17 protein-coding genes and 2 tRNA genes are annotated in these 25,305 nt (G+C 54.2%); 9 read left to right on the plus strand and 10 right to left on the minus strand.

Annotation, left to right across the window (positions count from 1 at the left end; all coding sequences use genetic code 11):
- Window positions 1-37: 37 nt before the first annotated feature.
- Window positions 38-847 (minus strand): nucleoside triphosphate pyrophosphohydrolase, encoded by an 810-nt coding sequence (gene mazG, locus ABD851_RS15605; RefSeq protein WP_344980993.1) that lies wholly within the window; start codon window positions 845-847, stop codon window positions 38-40.
- 90 nt (window positions 848-937) lie between these two features.
- On the opposite strand from mazG, the gene ABD851_RS15610 reads away from it, so the two are divergent.
- From ABD851_RS15610 to ABD851_RS18075, 5 genes are all read left to right on the plus strand, one after another.
- A complete protein-coding gene (locus ABD851_RS15610; RefSeq protein ID WP_344980995.1) occupies window positions 938-3,187 on the plus strand; it encodes a Tex family protein in 2,250 nt (749 codons plus the stop codon).
- Window positions 3,188-3,348: 161 nt separating this feature from the next.
- Complete coding sequence (locus tag ABD851_RS15615) at window positions 3,349-4,185, plus strand: hypothetical protein (protein WP_344980997.1); 837 nt, start codon at window positions 3,349-3,351, stop codon at window positions 4,183-4,185.
- An 81-nt stretch (window positions 4,186-4,266) separates the two neighbouring features.
- A tRNA-Gly gene (locus tag ABD851_RS15620) sits at window positions 4,267-4,339 on the plus strand.
- A 73-nt stretch (window positions 4,340-4,412) separates the two neighbouring features.
- Window positions 4,413-4,498: transfer RNA gene (locus tag ABD851_RS15625), tRNA-Leu, on the plus strand.
- On the plus strand, window positions 4,466-4,675 hold the full coding sequence (locus ABD851_RS18075; RefSeq protein ID WP_425549960.1) for a GIY-YIG nuclease family protein: 210 nt from the start codon (window positions 4,466-4,468) through the stop codon (window positions 4,673-4,675). Before ABD851_RS15625 ends, ABD851_RS18075 begins: the two co-directional genes overlap by 33 nt.
- A 50-nt stretch (window positions 4,676-4,725) precedes the next feature.
- On the opposite strand, the gene ABD851_RS15630 is transcribed toward ABD851_RS18075, so the two are convergent.
- The 7 genes from ABD851_RS15630 to ABD851_RS15660 all read right to left on the minus strand — a co-directional run bounded on the left by ABD851_RS15630 (window position 4,726) and on the right by ABD851_RS15660 (window position 15,617).
- The gene (locus ABD851_RS15630; protein WP_344980999.1) at window positions 4,726-5,688 is read right to left on the minus strand and encodes a quinone oxidoreductase family protein; all 963 of its coding nucleotides are present in this window, start codon (window positions 5,686-5,688) and stop codon (window positions 4,726-4,728) included.
- Between the two features lie 78 nt (window positions 5,689-5,766).
- The gene (locus ABD851_RS15635) at window positions 5,767-6,348 is read right to left on the minus strand and encodes a Crp/Fnr family transcriptional regulator (protein ID WP_344981002.1); all 582 of its coding nucleotides are present in this window, start codon (window positions 6,346-6,348) and stop codon (window positions 5,767-5,769) included.
- A 144-nt stretch (window positions 6,349-6,492) separates the two neighbouring features.
- Window positions 6,493-7,605 carry a DUF4998 domain-containing protein gene (locus tag ABD851_RS15640; RefSeq protein WP_344981004.1) on the minus strand — a complete coding sequence of 371 codons (1,113 nt, stop codon included), beginning with the start codon at window positions 7,603-7,605 and terminating at the stop codon, window positions 6,493-6,495.
- Between the two features lie 171 nt (window positions 7,606-7,776).
- Entirely contained in the window at window positions 7,777-8,964 is a 1,188-nt protein-coding gene (locus ABD851_RS15645) for a DUF5000 domain-containing lipoprotein (protein ID WP_344981007.1), read from the minus strand.
- Between the two features lie 39 nt (window positions 8,965-9,003).
- The gene (locus ABD851_RS15650; RefSeq protein ID WP_344981009.1) at window positions 9,004-10,893 is read right to left on the minus strand and encodes a RagB/SusD family nutrient uptake outer membrane protein; all 1,890 of its coding nucleotides are present in this window, start codon (window positions 10,891-10,893) and stop codon (window positions 9,004-9,006) included.
- Window positions 10,894-10,955: 62 nt separating this feature from the next.
- The gene (locus ABD851_RS15655; RefSeq protein WP_344981012.1) at window positions 10,956-14,168 is read right to left on the minus strand and encodes a SusC/RagA family TonB-linked outer membrane protein; all 3,213 of its coding nucleotides are present in this window, start codon (window positions 14,166-14,168) and stop codon (window positions 10,956-10,958) included.
- A 465-nt stretch (window positions 14,169-14,633) separates the two neighbouring features.
- Window positions 14,634-15,617, minus strand: a complete 984-nt coding sequence (locus ABD851_RS15660) for an NAD-dependent epimerase/dehydratase family protein (protein ID WP_344981015.1) — start codon at window positions 15,615-15,617, stop codon at window positions 14,634-14,636.
- 118 nt (window positions 15,618-15,735) lie between these two features.
- Between ABD851_RS15660 and kdsA the strand changes: the two genes are divergently transcribed.
- A complete protein-coding gene (gene kdsA, locus ABD851_RS15665) occupies window positions 15,736-16,554 on the plus strand; it encodes a 3-deoxy-8-phosphooctulonate synthase (protein WP_344981017.1) in 819 nt (272 codons plus the stop codon).
- Between the two features lie 7 nt (window positions 16,555-16,561).
- Here the strand turns inward: kdsA and ABD851_RS15670 are convergent, their stop codons facing one another.
- Window positions 16,562-17,725 (minus strand): MFS transporter, encoded by a 1,164-nt coding sequence (locus ABD851_RS15670; protein ID WP_344981020.1) that lies wholly within the window; start codon window positions 17,723-17,725, stop codon window positions 16,562-16,564.
- A 172-nt stretch (window positions 17,726-17,897) separates the two neighbouring features.
- Between ABD851_RS15670 and ABD851_RS15675 the strand changes: the two genes are divergently transcribed.
- Together ABD851_RS15675 and ABD851_RS15680 are read left to right on the plus strand one after the other, a co-directional pair.
- The gene (locus ABD851_RS15675; RefSeq protein WP_344981022.1) at window positions 17,898-20,591 is read left to right on the plus strand and encodes a DUF7133 domain-containing protein; all 2,694 of its coding nucleotides are present in this window, start codon (window positions 17,898-17,900) and stop codon (window positions 20,589-20,591) included.
- A gap of 119 nt (window positions 20,592-20,710) precedes the next feature.
- On the plus strand, window positions 20,711-21,127 hold the full coding sequence (locus ABD851_RS15680) for a DUF5946 family protein (RefSeq protein WP_344981025.1): 417 nt from the start codon (window positions 20,711-20,713) through the stop codon (window positions 21,125-21,127).
- A gap of 40 nt (window positions 21,128-21,167) precedes the next feature.
- Here ABD851_RS15680 and map read toward each other — a convergent pair whose 3' ends face one another.
- Window positions 21,168-21,926, minus strand: a complete 759-nt coding sequence (gene map, locus ABD851_RS15685; RefSeq protein WP_344981027.1) for a type I methionyl aminopeptidase — start codon at window positions 21,924-21,926, stop codon at window positions 21,168-21,170.
- A gap of 338 nt (window positions 21,927-22,264) precedes the next feature.
- Here map and ABD851_RS15690 point away from each other — a divergent pair, with 338 nt between their 5' ends.
- Window positions 22,265-25,291, plus strand: coding sequence for a SusC/RagA family TonB-linked outer membrane protein (locus ABD851_RS15690; protein ID WP_344981030.1), 3,027 nt, complete (start codon window positions 22,265-22,267; stop codon window positions 25,289-25,291).
- Window positions 25,292-25,305 lie beyond the last annotated feature (14 nt).

A 25,305-nucleotide genomic window follows, 5' to 3' on the forward strand; every position in this document is an offset into this window, starting at 1 on the left:
TATCAAATCAGCACATCATCAAATCCTAAAATGCCTTTTACCTTTCACCCTTCACCTCATCCCCCCCTTTCGGGGTCGGTGGGTCATCTTTCACCTTTTGCCATAACGCGTCCATTTCCTGCAGGCTGAGATCAGACAGCTGCTTCCCCTCCTGCTGCACCAGCGTTTCCATCTGCCGGAAGCGGCGGATGAACTTTTTATTGGTACGCTCCAGCGCATTTTCAGCATCTACACGGATAAAACGGGCATAATTGACCAGGGAAAACAGCACATCGCCCAGCTCTTCCTCCATCCGGTCCTGCACGCCCTCTTCCACGGCTTCCTTCAGCTCGCCCAGCTCTTCTTCCACCTTGTCCCATACCTGCTCCCGCGTATCCCACTCAAAACCGACCTGTTTGGCTTTTTCCTGCAGCCGCATGGCCTTTACCAGGGCTGGCAGGGATTGCGGCACACCGCTCAATACCGATTCCTTGCCTTCTTTTAGCTTCAGCTTTTCCCAGTTGCGCTTTACCGTTTCCTCGTCTTCTGCTTTTACCGAGCCGTAAATATGGGGATGCCGCGCGATCAGCTTGTCGCAAACGCCGTTGATCACCTCCGTAATGGTAAACTGCTGCTGTTCGGAAGCGATGCGGGCATAAAAAACGATATGCAGCAGCAAATCCCCCAGCTCTTCACGGATACCGGGCCAATCCTCCTCCGTAATGGCATCGGTGAGCTCGTACAGCTCCTCGATACTCTGCTGCCGCAAAGAATGAATCGTTTGCTTACGATCCCACGGGCATTGCTCACGCAGCTCATCCATGATTTTCAGCAACCGCTCAAACGGGACGGGATTCTCATTTTTCATACACGCTTTTAAGCTTCAAAAATAAGTAATCCGCACCGCGCAATAAAGCGCTATTTTCTTAGCTTTGCGACCCGTAAAACCTCATTACAAATGAATGCCCGACATATTACCCGCATAGCACAGGAGCTGCAGATACGGCCCCAGCAGGCAGAACAGACCATGCAGCTGCTGAGCGAAGGAAGTAGCGTACCCTTCATCAGCCGCTACCGGAAAGAAGCTACCGGTAACCTGGACGAGGTCCAGATCGGCCGGATCGAAGACCTCAAGCACAAATACGAAGAAACCGACCAACGCCGGGAATTCATCATCAAAACCATCAGCGAGCAGGGTAAGATGACCGAAGCCCTGCAGGAAAAGCTCAACAGTACCTGGTCGCTTACCGAGCTGGAAGACCTGTACCTGCCCTATAAGCCCAAGCGCAAGACCCGGGCCGCCGCCGCCATCGAAAAAGGACTGGCGCCGCTGGCAGAGCAATTGTGGGAACAGGGACCCGGCGATCCGCAGGAAATGGCCGCAGCCTTCCTCAACGAACAGGTACCGGCCGCAGAAGATGCGCTCAAAGGTGCCCGCGATATCCTGGCCGAAAAGATCAACGAGGATGCCGCCATACGCGAACAGCTCAGAAAGATTTTTCGGGAAACGGCAAAGCTCAGCTCTTCCGTTGTGGAGGGAAAAGAAGAGGCCGGTATTAAATACAAAGATTATTTCCAGTTCTCCGAAGCCCTTTCCGACCTGCCCTCGCACCGCATCCTGGCGATCTTCCGGGCGGAAAAAGAAGGCATCCTGTATGCTACCCTGGCCCCGGCGGAGGAAGATGCCCTGGCCCTGCTGAACAAAGCCGTCTGCACTTCGGGTAATCCCTGTAGCCAGCAGGTCGGCAAAGCTGCGCAAGATGCTTATAAAAGGCTGCTCCGGCCCTCGCTGGAAAATGAATTCCGGAGCCAGCTCAAGGAGAACGCCGACGAAGAGGCCATCACCGTTTTTGCGGCCAACCTCCGGCAGCTGCTGCTGGCCGCCCCGCTGGGACCCAAGCCGGTTATCGCCATCGATCCGGGCTATCGTACGGGCTGTAAGGTGGTGGCGCTGGATCAGCAGGGCAGCCTGCTGGATCATACCGTGATCTTTCCGCTGGAAAAAAATCATAAACGGGACGAAGCCATCGCCCTGCTGCTGCACTGGGCAACCCAATACCAGACGGCGGCCATCGCCATCGGCAACGGTACCGCAGGCCGGGAAACCGAGGCGGTCGTCAAGCAGATATCATTTCCCCACAAGGTGCTGGTGTTTATGGTCAACGAAAGCGGAGCCTCGGTATACTCCGCCTCAGAGGCTGCCCGCGAGGAATTTCCCGATCAGGATGTAACCGTCCGCGGCGCCGTCTCGATCGGCCGGCGGCTCACGGACCCGCTGGCGGAGCTGGTTAAGATAGATCCGAAATCCATCGGCGTAGGACAGTACCAGCATGACGTAAACCAGTCTCAGCTGAAGCAGAGTCTCGATCGCGTGGTGGTAAGCTGCGTCAATAACGTAGGGGTAAACCTCAACACGGCCTCCCGGCATCTGCTGGGTTATGTCTCCGGCCTGGGCACCCTGCTGGCGGACAACATCATCCGTTACCGCCGGGAAAACGGACCCTTTCGCAGCCGGCGGGAGCTGATGCAGGTACCCCGTCTGGGCGAAAAGGCTTTTGAGCAATGCGCAGGATTTCTGCGTATACCGGACGGACAGCACCCGCTGGACAACTCCGCCGTTCATCCGGAACGGTATGCCCTGGTCGAAAAAATAGCGGCAGAGCGGCAGTGTTCTGTAGAAGACCTTATCCGCGACGAACAGCTGCGCAAGAACATACCGATAAAAGACTATGTTACCCCGGAAGTGGGACTGCCCACCCTGCAGGATATTCTCAGCGAGCTGTCCAAGCCCGGCCGCGATCCGCGGGGCGAGGTGGCCATCTTTGAATATGCCGAGGGCATCCACACTATGGAAGACCTGAAGCCCGGTATGGAGCTGCCGGGAGTGGTCACCAACATCACCAACTTCGGCGCTTTTGTGGATATCGGGGTAAAGCAGGACGGCCTGGTACATATCTCCCAGCTGGCGGGCAAATTTGTCAGCGACCCCAACGAGGTGGTAAAGCTCAACCAGCGGGTGACTGTAAAAGTGCTGGAGGTAGATGCTGCGCGCAAGCGCATCTCCCTTTCCATGAAAGAAACCGAAAAGGCCGCTGCCGCGGCACGGCCTCCCAGGCATAAAGACAAGCCCCGGCCCGCCAAAGCCGGCGGCGGAACAAACGATTTTCAGTCCAGCCTTTCGGCGCTGAAAAAGAAATTCGGATCGTAAGCGGCCGCCCGTGGAAGGCTGCCCGGCGGGAGAAAAGATTGACGCGATGGGAGAAAAGCTCGCCGGGCAAGGGTAAAAAGCCGCGAGCGAGCGGGGCTGATGGAATAAAAAAGCGGGAAGCTGTAAAATAAATCGCCGTTTCAACAGTTTAGATATCTTGTATGAAAGCTGCCTTCACCTTGTTGCTGATGCTGGTAACCGCAGGCCTGGCCTCTGCCCAGTATTATTATCAGGATATATATGGCAACCGCCAGGTCCGGGAGGAGCAGCAACGCTTTGCCCAAGACAAGGTACGGCGGCAGGAGCTGCGCAGCTTCGATGCCGCCGGCGGCATCGACCAGGACTTCCGTATCGAAAAAACCTTTTCTGCCGACTACCGGACCACACGCAGCACGACCCGGTCGCTCCAATCCGGTAGCTCGGTGCTGGTGACGCTGTTCGATACCGCGGGAAAGGTGATCCGTTCCACAGACAGCTCAGCTTCCAGCATCAACATCAGCAGCTATACTTACGACAGCAGCGGGCATCTCATCCGCCTTTCGTTTGTATCCCGTTCGGACAGCACAAAGGAGGTACCCGGCTTTTCGGAAGAACGGGAATACACCTACTCCCCGACGGGACAGCTGCAACAAATGGTGCGCCGTAAGGACGGCCGTATCCGCTCCACCGTTTATTTCCGTACCGACGGGGAAGGAAGGGTGATCGAAGAGCAGGAAAAAAGCGCCGGCAGCCCGGTTTTTCATTATCAATGGAACAGCGCCGGAGCCCTGACAGATATTTACCGTTATAATACCGCCCGTAAGCGGATGCTCCCCGACTTCACCTTCGACTACGACTCCGAAGGCCGGCTGAAGGAGATGCTGGCCGTGGATGCCTACAGCGGCGACTACAGCCGCTGGACATATGAGTATAACGAAAAAGGGCTGCTCTCCGGCAGCACCTGTTACGGGAAAAAGAACGTTCTAAAAGGGCGGATCATCTACCGGTATACCTTTTAGCGGTGAAATCAAAAACGGTTTGGTGATTATAAAACAATCGCTATCTTTGCAGCCCCAGTGAAACAGTTCTTTGCCGAATATGCGGAAGTAGCTCAGTTGGTAGAGCATCACCTTGCCAAGGTGAGGGTCGCGGGTTCGAGTCTCGTCTTCCGCTCTTTGTTATAAGATTCCTTTCCGTCTGCCCGGAAGGGAATTTTTGTTTACGGCAGCGGATGCTGCGGCTACCCGCCCGGGTGGTGGAATTGGTAGACACGCGGGACTTAAAATCCCGTGGCCAGCAATGGCCGTGCGGGTTCAAGTCCCGCCCCGGGCACTTACATACTACGCTTATACCATAAGCAGTCCCCATAGGAATTATGTTTATGTTGGCGCTTCAAATAATCTCAAACGAAGAATTGACCCACACAATAAAGAATACCAACGAACCACTAAGCCATTCCCCCTTTTGCTTAATTACTTATCGAAGCTTTCCCTGACAGGCCTGCTGTAGGGCAAAGAGAAAAGCAAAGAAGATAATCCGCAGCTGTCATCGATAACGTCCTACGGTACAACGACCAGCCTTTTGCCCTGCAGGTCGTCTTGCTGCCAGGCATCCGCAATGCCGGAAAGGGGAACCTTTTCGATTTCCATATAAAATTTACCGGTCCCGATCCCTTCCCAAACGGCTGCTATCTCTTCGGACAGCGCCTGCTGCGGAACCTGCCCCACGCCCATCAGCTCGAGTCCGGAAGTACGCAGCGCCGATCCCGGAAGCGAGACATGAGCGCCGGCCTTCTCTCCGATCTGGATATAGCGGATCCTTCTTTTTGCAAAACCGGCTTCTTGGGGAATGAAGGTACTTATTAAGATCTCAGCAGGCCTTCCCCATAAAAAATCCACGACCACATCGTATCCCCTGCCTTCGTTCCCGCGGATAAATGCCTCCGCCAGCTGTTCTTCCGGTTGATCCAGGCTGATCGTTTCATCTGCTCCCAGCTTGGAAAGCAGGGCCAGCGATCTTTTATTTCTTCCGGTGCCCACTACTTTACCGGCGCCCAGCATTTTGGCCACCTGTACCGCTATCCTGCCCGAAACGCCCGTGGCTCCGTTGACCAGCACCGTTTCTCCGGGCAGAAGCTTTGCCGCATATTTCAAAGGCAGCAGCGAAGTAAGCACGGAGGGTAAAATGGCAGCGGCATCGGCAGGGTCAATACCCTCGGGTACAGGCAGGGCATAGCCGGCAACGACCTTTTCGGCAAACGCACCGTACGGCGGCCTCACATTCCCGAAGGCAACCAGCTTTCCTTCCAGGTTCCTGCCTACACCATCTGTCCCCGGAATGGCAGGGAATTGCGGAAATAACTGCCGGCTGGAATAATGCGTTCCGGCCACCGTTAATTTATCGAAATTTTCCAGTACGCTTGCTTTTACCTCGACAAGCACCTCATTTTCTAAGGGAACAGGATCCGGAAATTCCCGGTATTGCGGGATTTCGCCAAAGGCATGGATAACGGCTGCTTTCATCTTGGTTGTTTTTAATTTTAAACAAAGATCGGAAGCCGCAACAAAGTGCCTGATAACATTTGTTAAGAAATCAGCCGGTCATTTACGCTTAAGCAGGCTGTTCCGGATCCGGCTCAGATGGACGGGTGTGATACCGAGATAAGAAGCAATATAATGCTGGGGAACGCGATGCAAGATCGCAGGATGATCCTTTAACAGCGCTTCATAACGTTCCTGCGGGCTGTTTTTGATATGGGAAAGAAATAACCGCTGATAATAAATAAGCCGCTCCAGCGTATGCTGTTCTATCGTTCTCCGGATGGCTTCGGAATGGCTGAGGATGTGCTCGAAGTCATTTTTGGCAATAACATGTATAACGGAAGGTTCAATGGTTTCTATGTTAAAAAGGCTGGGCGTATTTGTACGGAAACTCTCGACGGAAGATACGCCCTGCCCTTCGAAGAAAAACTGAAAAGTGATTTCCCGGCCCTCCCTGTTAAACCATACACGCAGACAGCCTTTTTCAATATAAAAAGCTTTTCTGGCTATCTCGCCTTCCCGTAACAGCAGCGTCTTTGCGGGTATCTCTTCCCGATTGAAGAAATGAGAAAAGGGCTCCCATTCCGGATTCCCTCCGGGCAGGCGGTTTTCATAAGGCTCCTCCGGTTTATGTTTTCTCATACTTTAGCCGCATACTTTCGAGCAATGGCTAAAGGTATTATTTTTTTGAAAAACAAGTTCTTCAGGGAAGTTATGGGTGAAACGACATCCGGGTACAAAAAAAGGATCCGGTAAGCATCGCCTTACCGGATCCAACCATACTTCCTAATCTCCGGTGTAGGGATATACCGTGATCTCTCCTGTAACCATATAAGCGAGGGGACCCGTCAGACCCGTAAACCGGAAATAGCGCCCTTGCGGGTGAGTGGGAATAGTATAACGTTGCCCGTCGTTGATGTTACGGTTGAAGTCAAATACCCCAAGGTCTGTCCAGCCCGCGGTAGTATCGGTGCTGACCTCCAGCCGGAAAGTATTGCAGGCCCGGTCGTCGTCCTTCATCCGGAAGATCTCAAAGGTAGATATGGCATGCGAACCGCCCATATCCACGGTAACAAAGTGCGGATAAGTGGAGTGATCCACCCAGGTATGCCAGCGCGTTTCGGGCTTCCCGTCTATTACATTTGTAGCCATGTTTTCCGCACCGGGATGCTCGGTGGAAAAGGCGATCACCTTCCAGTCCTTCTTATCCAGCTGCAAAAGCCCGTTTTTCTGAAAATCGGTATAAAAAGTATCAATGCACAGCGAGTCCGGCAGAAATACCGTGCGATACTCGAACCCTTTCGAGGTATTGATATCCGCAATGTCGCTGACCGCTTCGGTAGCAGGTATCCGTACCGACCTTGCCCCTCCCAGCGTGTCCGTATAATTCACGTCCGTGGCATAGGCTCCGTTTGAAATATCCGCACCGCCCCACTGCAGTGTCAGCGTTCCATTTGCATGCAGCAGGCTTACATTCACCGGCCGGCTGAGGATACGCGATTGATACTTTTCCCCGTACGAGGCGCTGTGCAGCTCAACCGGTACGGAAGCGTTTCCCTTATCGTCATAGGTGATCACAATAAAGGTATAAGGTTTTTCGGGCAGGTTATCAATAAGGGTATTGATCGTATCCGCAGCAGGTGGAATGTCCACGTCCACGGAATCCTCATAATTGTCCCAGTAAATACGCGCCCTTGTCACGTTCGGATCCGCGCCTCTTAGCCAGGATATCTTAACGCGGTTATAACCGGCATATACCAGCGGAGAGCTTGCCTTCTCCGCATAGACCAGTCCGCCCGGCACCACAAAATCCTTAAAGGTGCGGTCCATCTTTTTACAGCCCGCTATCCCGGCGATCAGGCCGACTATCATTATCGAACAAAACAGCTTTGTTTTCATCTGTTAATATTTGTCTTTTCAATGGTCAGATGGAACCTCGCACATTAACATTATTCACAGTCTTGTCCGTTTTTTAATGGCGTTCATGAATCCGCCAGCGGATTTCCCCTGTGTGATAAATATTATCATGCTCGGTTTCATTTTCCGGATTTAATTTTTTCATGAAAGGGTTCAGGGCTTCACTTGTCCCCATATATCCAGTTCTGCGATCACCACCTGGCCGGAGCTGCCGTAGGTTTCCAGCGATCTCCAGCGGATGTAGCGGTATGCAGGCAAAAGATGGTCAAAGGAAAAGTCCTCGCCCTGAAACCAGCCGTAATTTTTGTCCTCTTCGGTGGTGCTGCCCGTCGGCAGTCCGGAAGGTTTGAAGGACTCAAAGGTGCCCAGCAGCTCCCAGCTTTCCCAGGAGCCGTCGGGGTTGGGGTCGTTGGATCCATAAAGCTCAAATTTCTTGACCGCCGAACCGGCATAAAAATGGCTGCTGGGCGCCTGGTGCTCCATGACCCGGCTGATCACCACCGACTGGCCGAGGTCTATCGTAAACGACTGCGGCAGGGATGAGGAATTCGTGGAGGCAAAGATGCCCGCAAATTCAATATTATTATCCCAGAGATGTTCCTGTACATAGCTTTCTGCCGGCGTCCAGGTATCGCCCGGAAGATGTACGGCCTTCCAGGTATTCTTGGGGATCGGCTGTTCGAAGATGGGCGACAGGGATTTGACCAGCGTATCGGATTTGTTGCTCCAGCGATCTCTTACAAATACCGCAAACGTCTTTTGGGTAGAGTCAAAACCCCTGGCGGAAAATTTGCCTTCCGGCGCCGCCGTGTAAAAGGTGGATACGGTGGACCAGGTCCCCGTGCCGGTAGTATCCAGGATAACCTCTATGGCCAGATCGGCCTGGGAGCTGTTCTCAAAAGATACCTGAACCCCGCCGAAAGTAGGATTCATGGTCAGGCTGTCAAAGACGGACTGCACCGGAGGGGTCAGCGGCGTTACCTGAAGCGAAACCGGGGCTGACTCCTTTTCGTTCTTTCCGACGCTGTAGATCTTTACTTCATGGGTAAGGGTATCCCCGTAACCGACCAGCCGGAGCGTATCGGTATAGCCGGAGCCTTTGGCCTCACGCACCACGCCGGGGCGGATCTCATAGACAGCCTTGGCATAAGAGAAGTTGGGATCCTTCGGAAGCCGGTAGGTAAGCTGCGCTCCCCCGGGAGTGGATTTTATCTTTATATCCTGCACCTGGGCGGGAGCCGCGGCATTTTTATCGAGATAATCGGTCCTTCCCTCTTTTTTACAGCCCGTCCAGCAGCAGAAAAGCAGGAGACCGGCAGCTATATATAACAATCTTTTCATGGTTATTCTTTTTAGACGTATCGCATATGAATGACGGAATTACCAGCCCAGGTTCTGCACCAGGTTTCTGTTATTGGTTATCGTGCTTTCCTTTATCGGGAAGAAATAATCCTTCAGGCTGAAGGTTTGCTGAAAGATCATTGTCGGCCGGTAGTAAGCAGACGGGAGCTCCTGGAGGAGATCCCAGCCCTGTATGGGCCTGTTCATTTCGTCCACCGCCTTCTTCCAGCGCCGCAGATCCCAGAATCGCTTTCCTTCAAAGGCCAGCTCGATCAGGCGTTCCTGCTGGATGATCTCCCGCATCCCATTTTGTGTAGCGAACTTGGTAGGGTTATTGGAATATTGGGTCCAGGAATCCTGTACCGTCTGCAGACCGGCCCGTTCACGCACCAGGTCCACATACTTGAGCACCTCGGGACCCGGACCTTCCGCTTCATTCAGCGCTTCGGCATACAGGAGGTACAGGTCGGCAAGACGCATAATGGGCCAGGGATAATCGGTTACCGAATAGGTATTGCCGGTATTGGCCAGCACGTTCTGGTAATGCACCTGCTTTTTGAGAAAATAGCCCGTAATGGTGCTGAAGCCGGGCTTTCCGTAGCCGTTCCGTTGCCGGTACTTGGCTTCGAGATAATACAGGTCCAGGTTTTTCTTGTCGTCATACATGCCCTGTCCGTACCAGATGCCGCCGTCGAAACCCATATCGGCATAGAACCGGGGCTCCCTGTTGAAGTTCATATGGGCGGTGGTATAGTCTTTCCGCACATACAGCTTGTCGCTGTCCCCGGCCGTCTGCAGATCGTACCGTTCTGCATAGCCCCAGGTACGGTCTTCCGCGATCGGCACGCCATGATCCGAATAAAACTGCTCCGCGATCTTCAGGGGTGGGGACAGCTGTCCGTGCACGGCCGTCATATCCAGGTTCTTCGGATTCATGCGGGGCGTGATCAGCGCCTGCAGGGAAACGGTGCTGGTCTGGGTATTGGCCCAGACGATCTCGCTGTTCCACCGTTCGCAGATAGCGTTCCGGATGCTCAGCTGGGTCATAATGGTATCGGAAAGATCAAACTGCTGAAAGGCCGGCTGGTATTTATACAGCTTCAGGCCCAGCTGCTCGCAGGCTTCGATCGCTTCCCTGCAGGCAACGGCGGCCGAGTCCCATTTCTCCTTGGAAAAGGTTTGGTTAAAAAGCTGCGTTCCGTCCGGATTCTTGAGACGGGCTTCGTCGGTGTTGCCGTTGAACAGCGGGCTGGCGGCATACACCAGCACCTCCGCCTTAAAGGCGAGGGCGATCGTCCGGGTGATGCGACCCAGCTCGTTGGTAGGATCGTCGATGGTCTGCGGCAAGTCCCCCATCGCTTCGTTCACCAGCGTTATAATATATTCAAAGCAGGAGTCTACCGGTGCGCGGGAGACCCTCACTTCGTCTGCCTTCACATTTACCGGCAGATTTTCTTTCATGATGGGAATGGGCCCGTACATCTTTACGAGGTAAAAGTTGTAATACGCTTTCAGAAATTTCACCTCGGACACCCAGCGCCGCTTTTCCGTTTCCATCAGGTCCGGCACCCTGTCCACATTATCCAAAAAGATATTGCAGTCCCGGATGCCCTGAAAATAAGTACCCCAGCGGTCCCCGTACGGACTTACCACGTTCTGGTACCCCTGGGCGATATTGAAATAGGCGCCCTCCGTGGCAAACCGCCACAGCTCGTCGCCGCCGACCAGGGCGGGATCATCCGCCAGATCGCCGTCATTGGGCATATAGGAATAGCAGGTAAACAAAAATTTCTGGGCTTCATTGCGCGTGGCGAAAGCATTATCCAGCGTGGCGACATTATCCGGCACCACATCCAGAAATTGTTTACAGGAGCTGAGCGCTGATATTATAATGAGTATAAAAATTCCGGTAATGAGAGGTTTCTTCATGATCTTGTGTTTTGAATAACCGGCAGAAGGTTTATCAGAATGGATACTGCACAGCATCCCGGTTAATTAAAGGTCAGGTTCAGGCCGATGTTGAACACCTTTTGTATGGGATAGCCGAGACCGTTACCCCCCATTTCCACATCCCAGAGGTTAAATTTGCTGAAGATAAGGGGGTTGCTGGCATTCACATAGATGCGGCAGGTGGAGGTGCGTATCTTCTTCTGCAGGCTCCGCGGAAGGGTATACCCGATCTCAACCTGCTTCAACCGCAGAAAAGAGCCGTCCCGCATAAACCAGGTGCTGGTCTGGGCATCGTTCTCATTGATGGTCGGGCTTAGCCTGGGCCAAAGGGCGTACACGTTCCGGTTATCCTCCGACCAATGGCTGTCCGCATAGGCTTTTAGCAGCTGGTTCTGCAGCGTCACGCCGACCAGCTGGTTATTGTCTATTTCGCTCTGGTAGCGGTAGGATGCAAACGGAGACGTTGCTTTCGCATCTATCCAGAAAGATTCATTGGCCAGACCCTGGAAGAACGCGGATATGTCAAAATTCTTGTAGCCCATCGAAAACCCGAAGCCATAGACGATCTCCGGCAGGGTGGGATTACCGATGGGTACCATATCCGCTTCGGTGATCTGGTTGTCGCGGTTCACATCCAGAAACTTGATATCTCCGCCGCCGTACATACCAAAATTCTGCCGGGGCGAGTTTGCCGCTTCTTCATCGTCTATAAAGAGCTTTTCGGCAATATATCCGTAGGTCTGATAAATAGCATTACCGACATGATACCGGTAAGGTTCTATATATTCGGGATCTTCATATACCTTGTACTTGCTGGATGCATAGGTAAAGTTGCCCATGCCCGAAATCCAAAGGCTGTTCTGAAAAAACTGCTTGTAGTCCGCGGAGATATCCACACCCTGGCCTGTCGCGGCACCCACATTGGCCCTGATGGGCGCGGCAAATCCTGCGGCCAGCGGAATGGAGGCGCGGGTCATCAGGATATGATCCCGGTACTGGGAAAAATATTCCGCATTCAACGTGAACTTGTCAAACAATCCCAGCTCCAGGGCAATGTTCTTTTGTGTGGAGGTTTCCCAGGTGATGTCGTTGTTGGCATACCGGCTGGTGGAGATACCGTTCTGTGTAAAAAGGCTTCCCGGATCGCGGCCGAAGGTCGCAGATTTTGCCGGGTTGTTCATGTTTACATTGGACAGGTAAAAAAAGCGATCGGCGGCATCTCCGATGGCGTCGTTCCCGATAAGACCATAGGTGGCTCTCAACCGCAGGTTGGTGACAACCGGCTTCAGGCTTTCCATAAACGCCTCATTGGAAATCGTCCAGGCCAGCCCCACCGAGGGAAAGAAGCCAAACCGGTGATTTTCATCAAAACGTTCGGAGCCGTTATAGCCAAAGTTAAATTCCGCAAAATAACGCTTGTCGTAATCATAGCTGAACCGTCCGGACAAGCCAAGATTTCGGTAAGGAAGCGATTTCTGAAGATCGCCTGCATTGGCGTCCAACCGGGTCTGCGCCATAAAAACAAGCATGCCGCTGACGCCGTGCTTATCAAAGACCTGGTCGTAATTTACCCTGGATTCCAGGTAAAAAGCGGTGCTGATCGTTTTCGGGCCTTCGTTATAGCCCAGATAGTTGGTACCGTCGTCAGGATTGATGTTGATCGTAAAATAAGCATCCTCCCGCTCATTATAACCCGCCAGCTCGTACCAGAAAGGGTTATAAAACCGGTTCACATCAAAATAGGAGCTGCGGTTGGTGTTCACCATGCCGCTTATGGAGAGCCCCGGCGTAATGGCCTTCAGGTCCTGCTTCAGCTCGAGCTGGGCCAGCATCAGCGAACGGGAATAATCCTTGTACCCCTTTACCATATCGGCATAGGGGTTGAGATAAGTGCCCTCGTTATAGTTGCCGAACATGATATGGTTGACATACTTATGCAGCTCATCCACGGGGTAATAAGGCGGAAACAGCGCGGGGTTGGATCGCATTACTTTTTTATACATAAACTCGCCCCCGTCGACCGGACCGGTATAGTCGTCAAAGGTGCCGCTAAGCCTTACTACCATCTCGGTGGTCTTGGTGAGGTTGATGTTTACGTTGGAGCGCAGCGTATAGGTGTTCAGCCGGATGTTGTTATTAAAATCATTGCGCTTGTCCACCTTCATCAGACCGTTGTCCCGGTTATAGGACCCGGCCACATAGTATCGCGCCACGCCGCCGCCGCCGCTGACGCTCAGGTTGAACCGCTGGTTCATGGTGTAGTCCCTGAACATGATCTTTCGCCAGTCGTTGGCCGGATAGGCGTAAGGGTTGGTGCCGGCTTCTGTATTTTCGATCTTACGGTCGGAATAAAGCAGCACACCCAGCGGATCGCGGGTAAGGGTGGCTTCGTTGGACAGCTTCATATAGGTCACCGGGTCGGCCAGCTCCACGTTCTGGGTGGGCATGGAAACCGAGTTCTCCACCCGGAAGGCAAGATGGGCTTTCCCTACAGCGCCTTCTTTTGTGGTGACCAGGATAACGCCGTTGGCGGCACGCGAGCCGTACAGGGCGGTAGCGGTGGCATCCTTGAGGATCGAAAAGCTGGCAATATCATCAACCTGCAGACGGGCCAGGTCGGTAGTGGTCAGCTCTATGCCGTCGATCAGGATCAGAGGATCCTTTTTATACCCGAAGGTGGTTACCCCCCGGATAAAGAATTCCGCATTGTCTTTCCCCGGCTCGCCGCTGCGCTGATAGGCAATAACCCCTGCTGCGCGGCCGGCAAGGGCCGTGGTAAGATTACTGGAGGGTATCTTGAGATCTCCCGGTTTGATGGTGGTAACGGACCCGACCATATCGCTCTTCTTCTGCGTTCCGAAGGCCACCACTACTGTTTCGCCCAGCTGGTTAGAGCCGGCCGCCAGCTTTATATCGATGACCTGCCGGCCCTGCACCGGCACTTCGCGGGTATCAAAACCGATCATGGTGAAGACGAGAGTCGCATTTTCGGGCACGGCAAGCGTGTAGCGGCCGTTCTGATCGGTAACGGTTCCCGCGCTGCCGTCTTTCACCTTTACCGTTACGCCGATCAGCGGCGCACCCTGATCATCGGCCACGGTGCCATGCACCGTATCCTCGGGCGGAGCAGATATGAGGCGGGGGAAACCGGTTTCCGGCACGGCGAATCTTCCGGCGGGCTCAGGCAATGGCGCGCCGCCGGCGGCCGGCAGGATAGCCGCGGCCGGCAATGCGGGAAGTAATATGATGAACAACAGGTTCCGGGGGGAACAAAGACGAAGTAACCCTCTGCCGAGCACACATGTAAATGTTGATAGCATATTTTTTCATGATTTGGGTTTAAGCGATAAGGCGGTCCTTTGCACGACAGGACAAGACTTTACAGGGGCAGACGTTCAACGCCGCCGGATACGCATACCGGAGCCCATGAGTCCTCCCCAGAGGACAGCGCGTAAGCCATAACCCCATAAGGGCAATAGCCGGCCTTACCCTGGAACATTCCCTTACGGGAAGGATGGTTGCCTGTTGTGCATTAAGTGGAAAAAAGCAGCGGTCATCCCGACGTGCTGACGATCATCCGAAGATGTGACCGGGGGAAGTGTAGACGCGTAGACATGATGGAGGATTTAGGAGTTAAAAATATCAATTACGGCAAATCTAATTTCAACCTTCGTTTCCGACATGCAGAAAATGACACAATATTTATACTTTTTGATCTTTTAGGCGGCACCGCTGCCGGATAGCTGAAATCCCGGGCGGAGGTTGACCAGCATATCCGCCGTCATCCGCTGAAGATCGTATTGCGGCTTCCAGCCCCAGTCTGCACGGGCCTGGCTGTCGTCCACCGTCTGGGGCCAGGTATCCGATATTTCCTGCCGGTAATCAGGTATATAATCCACTTCAAGATCCGGGATATGCTTGCGGATGGCTTCGCTGATCTCTCCCGGCGAAAAGCTCATGGCGGAGATATTATAGGCGGAGCGCACGGTAATTTTCTCCGCCGGCGCTTCCATCAGCTCGATGGTGGCACGGATGGCGTCCGGCATATACATCATCGGCAGGTGGGTATCTTCAGAAAGGAAACAGGTGTACCGTTTTTCTTCCAGCGCCTCGTGGAAAATCTCCACGGCATAATCGGTAGTGCCGCCCCCGGGGGCCGACTTATAGCTGATCAGCCCGGGATAACGCACGCTTCTCACGTCCACGCCATAACGTTTGTGATAATACTCCAGCCACCGCTCCCCGGCCATCTTGCTGATGCCGTATACCGTGGTAGGCTCGATGATGGTATGCTGCGGGGCGTGTTGCTTGGGAGAGCCCGGGCCAAATACCGCAATAGAGCTGGGCCAGTATACCTTATGCAGGGATTCCTCCTTGGCCACATCCAGCACATGCAGCAGGCTTTGCATATTGATATGCCAGGCCAGCCCGGGGTTTTTCTCGCCGGTTGCGGACAGGATGGCCGCCAGGTGGTAAACCTGCGTGATGTTATGCCGGATCACCAGCACATGCAGCATCTCCTTGTTCATCACATCCAGAGACACATAGGGCCCCGTTCCCTTCAGCAGCTCATGCTCGTCCCGCAGATCGGAAGCAACCACGTTCCCCTCCCCATAGATCTTGCGCAGGGCCAGCGTCAGCTCTACGCCTATCTGTCCGCAGGCGCCGATGACCAGTATGCGTTCCTTGTTGAGATAACCCATAGTCTGAAAGTTTTGTGGCAAACATACGGGAAAAGCAAGACCGCACAAAAAACGGCAGGGGAACACAGGGGCTGTAAATTTTACCCGCATTACCACGGCTAAACCCTAATTTTGCGACATGGAATTTTTACAGGACCTCCTGGGAGCAGGCTACAGCTCCCGTAGCTTTTTTCTGATCGCCGGCCCCTGCGTAGTGGAGAACGAAGCGCTGCTGCATACCGTGGCCCGAAGCGTACAGGATACCTGCCGCCGGCTGGATATTCCTTATGTTTTCAAAGCTTCTTACCGGAAAGCCAACCGCACCCGTCTCGACTCCTTTACCGGTATCGGGGATGAAAACGGCCTGCGCCTGCTGGGAAAGATAAAAGAAACCTATGGCCTGCCGGTAACCACCGATATCCATACCGCGGCCGAAGCCGCTACCGCCGCAGAATATGCAGACATCCTGCAGATTCCCGCCTTCCTCTGCCGCCAGACCGACCTGCTCACTGCCGCCGCCGATACCGGCCGCGTGGTCAATGTAAAAAAAGGACAGTTCGTAAGCGGGCCCGCGATGAAATTCGCGGTGGACAAAATAAAGCAACAGGGCAACTCCAAAGTGATCCTTACCGAAAGGGGCACCACTTTCGGCTATCAGGACCTGGTGGTGGACTACCGCAATATTCCCTGGATGCAGGCCCACGGGGCTCCTGTGGTGATGGACTGCACACACTCGCTGCAGCAGCCCAACCAGCCCGGAGGCGTTACCGGCGGCAACCCGCAGCTGATCGGCACGCTCGCCAAAGCCGCTATTGCCACGGGGGCCGAAGGCATCTTTATCGAAACCCATCCCGATCCGTCAAAAGCGCTTTCGGACGGAGCCAATATGCTGCAGCTGGACCTGCTGGCCCCACTGCTCGAAGAGCTGGTAAAGATCCGCCGGGCCATGACGGCCTGAGCAGCCATCAGGACGGACGCTGGGCCGCAAGCACGCGGGTGGTCATCACGGTGATCGTGGCCCCCATGGCCGCTACAACGAGGAAGGATATACGCAGGCTGGTATATCCCGCGACAAACCCGATCAGCGGCGGTCCGAACAGAAATCCCAGATAACCTACGGTGGACACGGCTGCCAGGGCCATACCCGAGGAAAGCGTTCCCGACCTGCCGGCGATGCCGTAAACCAGCGGCACTACCGAAGAGGTGCCCGCGCCCACCAGCAGAAAACCAAGTATGACTGTATTCAGCGCCGGGTAAGCCACCGGTATCAGCAGGCCCGCAAAAATCAGCAGTCCGCTCAGCTTCAGCACCCTGGCCGTACCCATACGATGCACCAGGCCGTCGGCCAGGAAGCGACCCAGTGCCATGGTAGCGGTAAAGGCGGCATAACCCAGTCCCACATCCTCCGCCCGCACCTGCGCTACCTTCCGGGCATAAATGCCGCTCCAGTCCGCCATGGCCCCCTCGCAGATCATGGAGCAGAAAGCAATGATGCCCAGCTGCAGCAGCGCCGCATCCGGCTTTACAAATACCGGCTGACGCAGGTCGCGTTTGACATCCGAGGGCAGCAGGAAACGATAGATCAGGCAGGTGACGGCGGCAATGGCAATACCGACAAACAGGAAATGGATCCATGGCGGCACAGCGTCTTTTATCATGGAAGCACCCACGGCTGCGCCGGCAAAGCTGGCCAGGCTCCACATGCCATGAAAGGAAGCCATGATGGAGCGCTTGTACAACAGCTCCACCTCTACCGCCTGCGTATTCATGGCAATGTTCAGCATATTGCTGCAAAAACCGAATAAAACAAGGACGAGGCCCAGCTGCACCGGCGAGCGGGCCAGGGACAACAGCACCAGGACAGCGCCATACACCACGGCGGAAACGATGGCTACCGTTTTGCTGCCGATACGGGTGATCAGCCAGCCCGATACCGGCAGCGACGCCAGCAAACCGACAGGCATACACATCAGCACGCTCCCCATTTCAATATCCTGCAGCTTCATCGACTGCTGTATCGTGGGAATACGCGAAGCCCAGCTGGAGGAGCACAGACCGGACAGGAAAAACAACGTGCCGGCTGCAACTCTGTTCAGCCGGATCCCCGAAAATGAAAGCATGCCCAGCATGGTGCAACGATCTTGATGTGCGTGTTGAATATACACAGGACGCCGTCCTGCCCGTCAAAGGTAAGAAGGAAAAACGCTTTCCTGCGTTCTGAATGTCCGATTGAGGCCGGGGAATAGTTTTTGATATCCCCGGGAAATCATTATTTTTAAGGCTTCTGTTCAACGAACCAACATGACCAAAAACACCCTACGCCTCGCCTGCGCCATCCTGCTACTTATGGGCTGCAACAGCCAGCAACAAAAATGCGAACCTCAGGAAAGAAATAAAGCGCTGGCATCCATCGATTCGCTGGCGACCAAGCTGCACTGGCCGGAAGACCTTGAGATCACCGGCTTTACGGGGCCGGACCTCACTCCCAGCCCGGCCTGTCTTGCCATGGCGGCTACGGGAGAAGTTTTTGTGGGTGTCGACATGATCGGCTCGCTGGGTAAAACGCCCGGCAAAGGGATGATCATCCGGCTCGTGGATTGCAACAACGACGGCATCCTGGACAGCCATACCGAATATGCGCAGGTAGATAACCCCCGCGGAATCATTTCCATGGGCGACAAGCTCTTTGTGCTGCATACAAAGTTTGAAGGAGATACGGCTACCGGTATGGACCTGGTCGTATTCGAAGACAAAGACCATGACGGCGTGGCCGATGGCGCTCCCAAACCACTCGTACAGCATATGAGCAATCCGACCTATCTAAAGAGCCGGGGCACCGACCATGCCACCAACGGCATCCGTATGGGCATTGACGGCTGGATCTATATTGCGGTGGGCGATTTCGGATTTCACGATGCGGTAGGCACCGACGGAAAAAAGCTGACCATGCTGGGCGGCGGCATCGTGCGGGTACGGCCGGACGGCACGGAAATGGAGGAATACACACACGGCACCCGCAATATCTATGATGTGGCGATCGATCCGTATATGAACATCTATACGCGGGATAATACCAACGACGGCGGCGGCTGGAATATCCGCTTCAGCCATCAGATCCAGTCGGGCGAATATGGCTATCCCGTCCTGTTCAAACACTTTACCGAAGAGATCATACCCGCCCTGGTGGACCTGGGCGGCGGCTCTGGCACCGGCGCGCTCTTTATGGACGACCCCAACTGGCCGGATAAATATAATCATGTCCCGATGATGGCCGACTGGGGAAGAAGCGAGCTTTACATTCACCGGCTGACACCGGATAAGGGAAGCTTCACCCAGCAGCAGGAAGACTTTATCAAGCTGCCGCAGATCACCGATCTCGACGTGGATGGCTCCGGCCGGCTCTATCTTTCGGCCTGGGACGGCGCCGGCTTTTCCGGAGATTCCAGCAAAGGATTTGTGGTTCGCGCCATCCCCAGGAACTGGAAGTACAAACCCTTCCCCGATCTTAAAAAAGCTTCTGTAGATGACCTTATAGAGCTGCTGAAATCCCCCAGCGCCGTGACACGGCTGCACACCGAGCAGGAGCTGCTCACCCGGCCGGAAAAAGATGTTACCGAAGCGGCCTGGAAGCTGGCCGCCGACAAAAGTCAGCCGGTGTATGCGCGTATTGCCGGCATGTATACCTACATGCAGGCAGCAGGAAAAAGCGCCGTTCAAAACCTGGTGCAGCTGAGCTCGGAAGAAAAGATGCGGGAATATGCCCTTCGTGCGCTGACCGACCGGAAGCCTTTTATAAAAGAAGTCCCCATTGAGCCTTTTCTCAGCGGTTTAAAAGATACTTCCCGCCGCGTACAGATCGCTTCCATCATCGGCCTGGGACGGCTGGGCCGTCCGGAAGCCGCCCAGGCGTTGCTGCAGGTACCCGTGCCGGCCTCTTTTGCGCCGGTTCCCAAAGGTCAGGAAGGCCCCCACGCCACGCCGAACCCGGACATCATTCCGCCCCACCTCGCCGTGCGGGCTCTGGTGGCGCTGCATGCAACAGATGCCTGCGTAGCGGCCATCGGCACTAAAAACTCCACGCTGGCCCTCTGGGCCCTGCGCTATATGCATGATCCCAAAGCTGTGGACGGACTGATAGCCGCTTATAAGAACGGGCAGAAAGAAGCCCCGGATGACCGGCTGGCCTCCTATCCTGCTGCCGGAAACAGTTCCCTGAAAAACCAGATATTGTCGACGCTGGCCCGCCTGTATAAGGAAGAGGCCCCTTACGACGGCACCTGGTGGTGGAGTACCCGCCCCGATTCGCACGGACCGTATTATAAGTCCACCACCTGGGCATCTTCGGATAAGATCAAGGCGCTGCTGATGGAAGAATGGAAAAAGACAAATGCTGCCGGGAAACAGTTCTTCGCTGATCTAAACGGCAAGCTAAGGCTGGGTATTACCGAGTTTGGCGGAGAAGAAGAGGAAGCCGCACCCAAGGAGGAAGCTGCCAAGGTGGACCTGAACAAGATCAGGAAGCGGAAGGGCCAGATCGGGAAATCCTCGATCGAAGACATCATGCTGGCCATGGACAAGATAAAAGGCGATCCTGCACTGGGAAAAAAGATCTTTGTGCAGCAGGGCTGTATCGTATGTCACAGCCTGAAGAAAAGCGAGGTCATGAAAGGGCCGTTTATGGGCCAGATCGGATCGATCATGAACCGGAAGCAGATCGCCGAGAATATCCTGCAGCCCAATGCCTCCATTTCCCAGGGCTTTGCTACGGTGAAGGTGACCACCAAGGACGGGAAAACCCTGATGGGCTTTGTAACGGATGAATCTGCGGATCATATCGTGCTGCGCGATATTACCGGCACCGCCCATACGATACCGGCCAAGAGCATTCAGAAACGGGAAGAGCTGAGAACGTCCATGATGCCGACAGGAATGGCCAATTCCCTGTCCTATGAGGAGTTTGCCTCGCTGATCACCTTCCTGTCGCAGCAGAAATAAACCGGGCGACACGACGGACAAGGCTACGGCCGGGATAAAGTACGGAACGGGGCAGGACTTATAGATAACGGCCGCCCGATCTGCCGGGCGGTCATATATCAGATTTGTATCTTTGCTTCATGTTACCGCCTCAGGACGAACCATACAACCAGCTGTGCTTTTATACCCTCTCCCATCCCGATCCGGCGTTTATCCATCAGCATGCGGTTGACGCCTATATTGCCCAGACGGCCGGAACCGGCACCAAGCCCATCAGCATTGTGTTTGCCCTGGCGGGACTGTACTTGCTTATCGAGAAAAATTATACCGGAAGACAGATACAGCAGGCCCATCAACGGATGGCCGCGCACAAAAAACACTGGCCTTTTATTTCGCTGCCGGCAAAAAGAGGCGGCATCACTGTTACGGAAGTCGTAGCTGTACCCGCAGGACCGCAACGGGACGAAATGATACATGCCTGGTGTGCCGCAGTCTGGGAAGCCTATGGCGCCGGCCGGGAAGCTATTGTGGCTGTTACTGAGGCACTGTTAAAATAATGCCGCCACGCAAAATCGGCTTATCCAAACAACGGGAAGATCAGATACCGTTGCGCGCCGTCAGGATAACCGGCTGACCATCCGTTACGATGATCGTATGCTCGTGCTGCACCCCATATCCTCCCCTGTTCCCGATCAGCGTAAAGCCGTCCGGCAGCTCAACGGCCAGGGTGGAGGCTGTGGTAATGAACGTTTCAACGGCAATGACGGTATTTTTTCTAAACCGCCTCCGGTCATACCTGTCCCGGTAATTGAGAATATCGTGAGGCTCCTCGTGCAGGCTTTTACCTACCCCGTGCCCACCTAAATTCCTGATCACCCTGTATCCATTCTTCTTCGCCTCTTTTTCCATAAGACCGCCGATCTCGTTCATCCTCACACCGGCGCTGATCTTCCCGATCGCCTTTTTAAGGATACTTTTCGAAATATCCACCAAAGGGCAGAGCTGCCGGGCATCCTCGCCAACGACCATCGATCCGCCGTTGTCCGACCAATAGCCGTCCAGCTCCGCAGAGACGTCGATATTCAATAAATCGCCTTCCCGGATAATCCTGTTTGCGGACGGTATCCCGTGAGCAATTTCACCGTTCAGGCTGATACAGGTATGACCGGGAAAATTATACGTAAGGCGGGGAGCAGACCTTGCCCCGAACCTGCCGAGCACCTGGCCGCCGAAATCATCCAGCATTTTTGTACTCATGCCCGGCCGGACAAATTCACACATCTCTTTTAAGGTAACCGCTACCGCTTCACTTACCTTCCTCATTCCTGCCAGATCCCTTTCGTTTGTGATAGACATAATACAGATCAGTTAAAGCGCTAAGTTAACCAATTCCGCCAAACCGGGATTACCCCCTGCCGGCAGGGTTGCCTCTGTAAGCGCGACGCCGGAAAAAGCTCATAAAATGTTAATAATGGGATAAAGTTCCCGTAACACTGCCGCACCACCTTTGCGGCCGGAATGAGCTTTCCTCCTACCATAAAAAAACAACCTCGGATCAAGGTCGAGCATACTAACCTACGATCCTGCTTTTATATCCAATCCATTTTTAGATGATGAACAAGCACTACCTACCTATGCAGCTTGCAAGGAGATTATGGCCATTGTTATGTATGTTGTGCCTATGCCAAATAGCGATGGGTCAGCAAACCGGCGTAATTACCGGAAAAGTAACGGGTGAAAACGGAGCCCTGGCCGGCGCAACGGTCTTCATTCCGGGTACCGGATACGGTACCCAGTCGGGCGCCGACGGCAGCTATCATATCGCAGCACCTGAGGGCACCTATACGGTAGCGGCAACATTTGTGGGATATACCAGGACCGACCTGCCGCATATTGTAGTAAAACAGGAGGCTCCTACCGTGCTGGACATTCGCCTCAACGTCGCAAGCGCCCAGCTGAAAGAGATCACGGTCAGCTACGGCAAGCAGCAGGCCCGGGAAGTTACGGGAGCGGTGGCCACGGTGGATGCAGGGCAATTACAGGACATGCCCGTGATGCAGTTTGGCCAGCAGCTGCAGGGAAAGGTGGCCGGAGTGCAGGTGTCTCAGTACAGCGGCCAACCGGGCCGGGGCATCGGATTCATCGTACGCGGAGCGGCCTCTTTTTATTCCAGCAACCAGCCGCTCTTTGTCATTGACGGCACGCCGATAACCGGCAGTATCAATAACATCAACCCTGCAGAAATAGAGAGCTTCAGCTTTCTTAAAGATGCTTCGGCAACCTCTCTGTATGGATCAAGGGCGGCAAATGGAGTCGTCCTGATCACCACAAAACACGCCAGGTCCGGCGCACCCAAAGTGGAATTCTCGGCGTATTACGGACTCCAGAAGATCCCATCCGGGAAGCTACCCAAGGTTATGAACGCCCGGCAGTTTGCCACTTTTATGAAAGAAAGGGGTGAAGACGGCCTCAAATACGAACCCGGATATAAGGTTTCCGATGATTATCATGCAGCCTATGATAACCCCGATCAGTACGGCAAAGGCACCAACTGGTATAAGCTGATGACCCGTACGGCGCCCATTCAGCGCTACGACCTTACCGTCCAATCCGCAAGGGAACATTCTTCCTCAACGGTCATCCTCGGGTACCAGGAACAACAGGGCGTGATCATCAACAACGGTACAAAGCTGTTTTCGGCCCGGTTCAACCAGGATATCAGCTTAAGCGATAATAAGCTCAAGCTGGGTTTTAACCTTGCGCCCAGCTACCGGATCGATCATAACAACAGGATGTCCACCGACGGCGTCGGCGGCCTCTTTGAGCGTTTTTTCGAGGCCAGCCCGCTCCTCTCTCCTTATAATGAGGACGGCTCCTTCAGAAGGGATGTCTATTCCCCCGGCATGGTATCGTATATCAATCCCCTGGCCACTTATGAGCTGACTAACGACGACTACCATACGACCCGTATACTGGGCAATGGTTATCTCAACTATGAATTCCTGCCCGGGTTAATCCTTAAAACAAACCTGGGTATAGACAAGGGAGCCGAAACCAGAAAATATTTCCAGTCCGGAGAGGTGGCCGGTACAAAGGGACAGACAAAAGGAGTCAGCTCGGCAGTCGACAACGGCTCCTGGACTGCAGAGGCCAACCTCGTCTATCATAAAACCTTTTTTGACGATCACGAGATCGAAGTGCTGGCCGGCTATTCGGCCCAGAAGTTCAGCACCTACAGCAATAACCTGACCGGTCTCGGATTTTCCAGCGACGATCTTCCCTATCTGAACAACGCCACAAACATCACCGGCGGCAGCGGGGCAAGCGCCTACTCGCTGCTTTCCTATATCGGCCGCATCAACTACAACTTCCGTAAAAGATACCTGCTCTCCGCCGCCCTCCGACGGGATGGCTCTTCCCGCTTTGGTATCGACAGACAGTGGGGGAATTTCCCATCGATCTCTGCCGGATGGGTGATCAGCGATGAAAAGTTTATGCAGCACATCCGCGGTCTGGATTTCCTGAAGATACGCGCCAGCTACGGGATAACGGGCAATAACTTCTTCGGGAACTACGATCCCCAGGCCACGATCGGCACCTATTACTATAACTTTAATGAGGTCATTACCCAGGGACAGACCATTAACCGCCTGGCCAACAACGACCTGAGATGGGAAAGGAACAAACAGCTGGATATCGGTCTGGAGCTGTCCGTGCTGCATAACCGGATTAACATCACCTATGATTATTATCATAAGCTCACAGACGGTCTGATACAACAGCGTGCTATTCCCGTTTCTTCCGGCTTCTCGCAGATCATCTACAATGTCGGCGAACTCAAGATGTGGGGACATGAGATCGGCATCAACACCAAAAACCTGGAAGGAAAGCTGACCTGGAATACCAGCCTGTCCCTGTCGTTCGACCGGAACCTGATCACCAACCTGGTGGATCCGGGCTTTATCAGGAGAAACAACACGGTCACCTCGGATTACTACCGGCAGCAGGTAGGTCATCATCTGGGGGAATTCTATGGCTTCGTATTCCTCGGGCTGTATAAGGATGCGGAAGACCTGGCCCAATCCGCCAAATACCAGAGCACGCCGGCCAACCCCAACGGAAGCTCGGATGTAGGCACGATCAAGGTAAAAGATATCAATAACGACGGGGTGATCGACGACGTAAACGACCGGACATTTATCGGGGACCCCACTCCCACGTTCACCGGCGGACTGGTCAACACCTTTTCCTATAAGGGTTTTGACCTGAATATCGACATGACCTATTCTGTAGGCGGTAAGATCCTGAATGCGGCCAAATGGGCGTACCAGACCAACATGGACGGCTCCAGGGTACCCCTGGCCGCCGCCCTCGATCACTGGCGCTCGACAGAAGACCCCGGATCGGGCATCTATCCCCGTACCAAAACCGGGACCACGGCAATCGGAAGATCGGTCAACACCCAGTGGATAGAAGACGGCTCTTATCTTGCCGCCAAAAATATATCGCTGGGCTATACCGTTCCGGTGAGGAACAGCCTGCTTTCCACGCTGCGGGTTTATTTCTCCGTCCAGCAGGCATTTGTGCTTACCGGCTACTCGGGCATGAACCCCGAAGTAAATGTAGGCGGAGCAGACCAGACCGCAGGAGTCGGCATTGATGAAAATGCCTACCCCATACCCAGAACCTTTTCATTAGGTTTTACCACAACTTTTAAATAAACCGATTATCCGGT

Source organism: Compostibacter hankyongensis (genome assembly GCF_039541075.1).
Classification (GTDB): Bacteria; Bacteroidota; Bacteroidia; order Chitinophagales; family Chitinophagaceae; genus Compostibacter; species Compostibacter hankyongensis.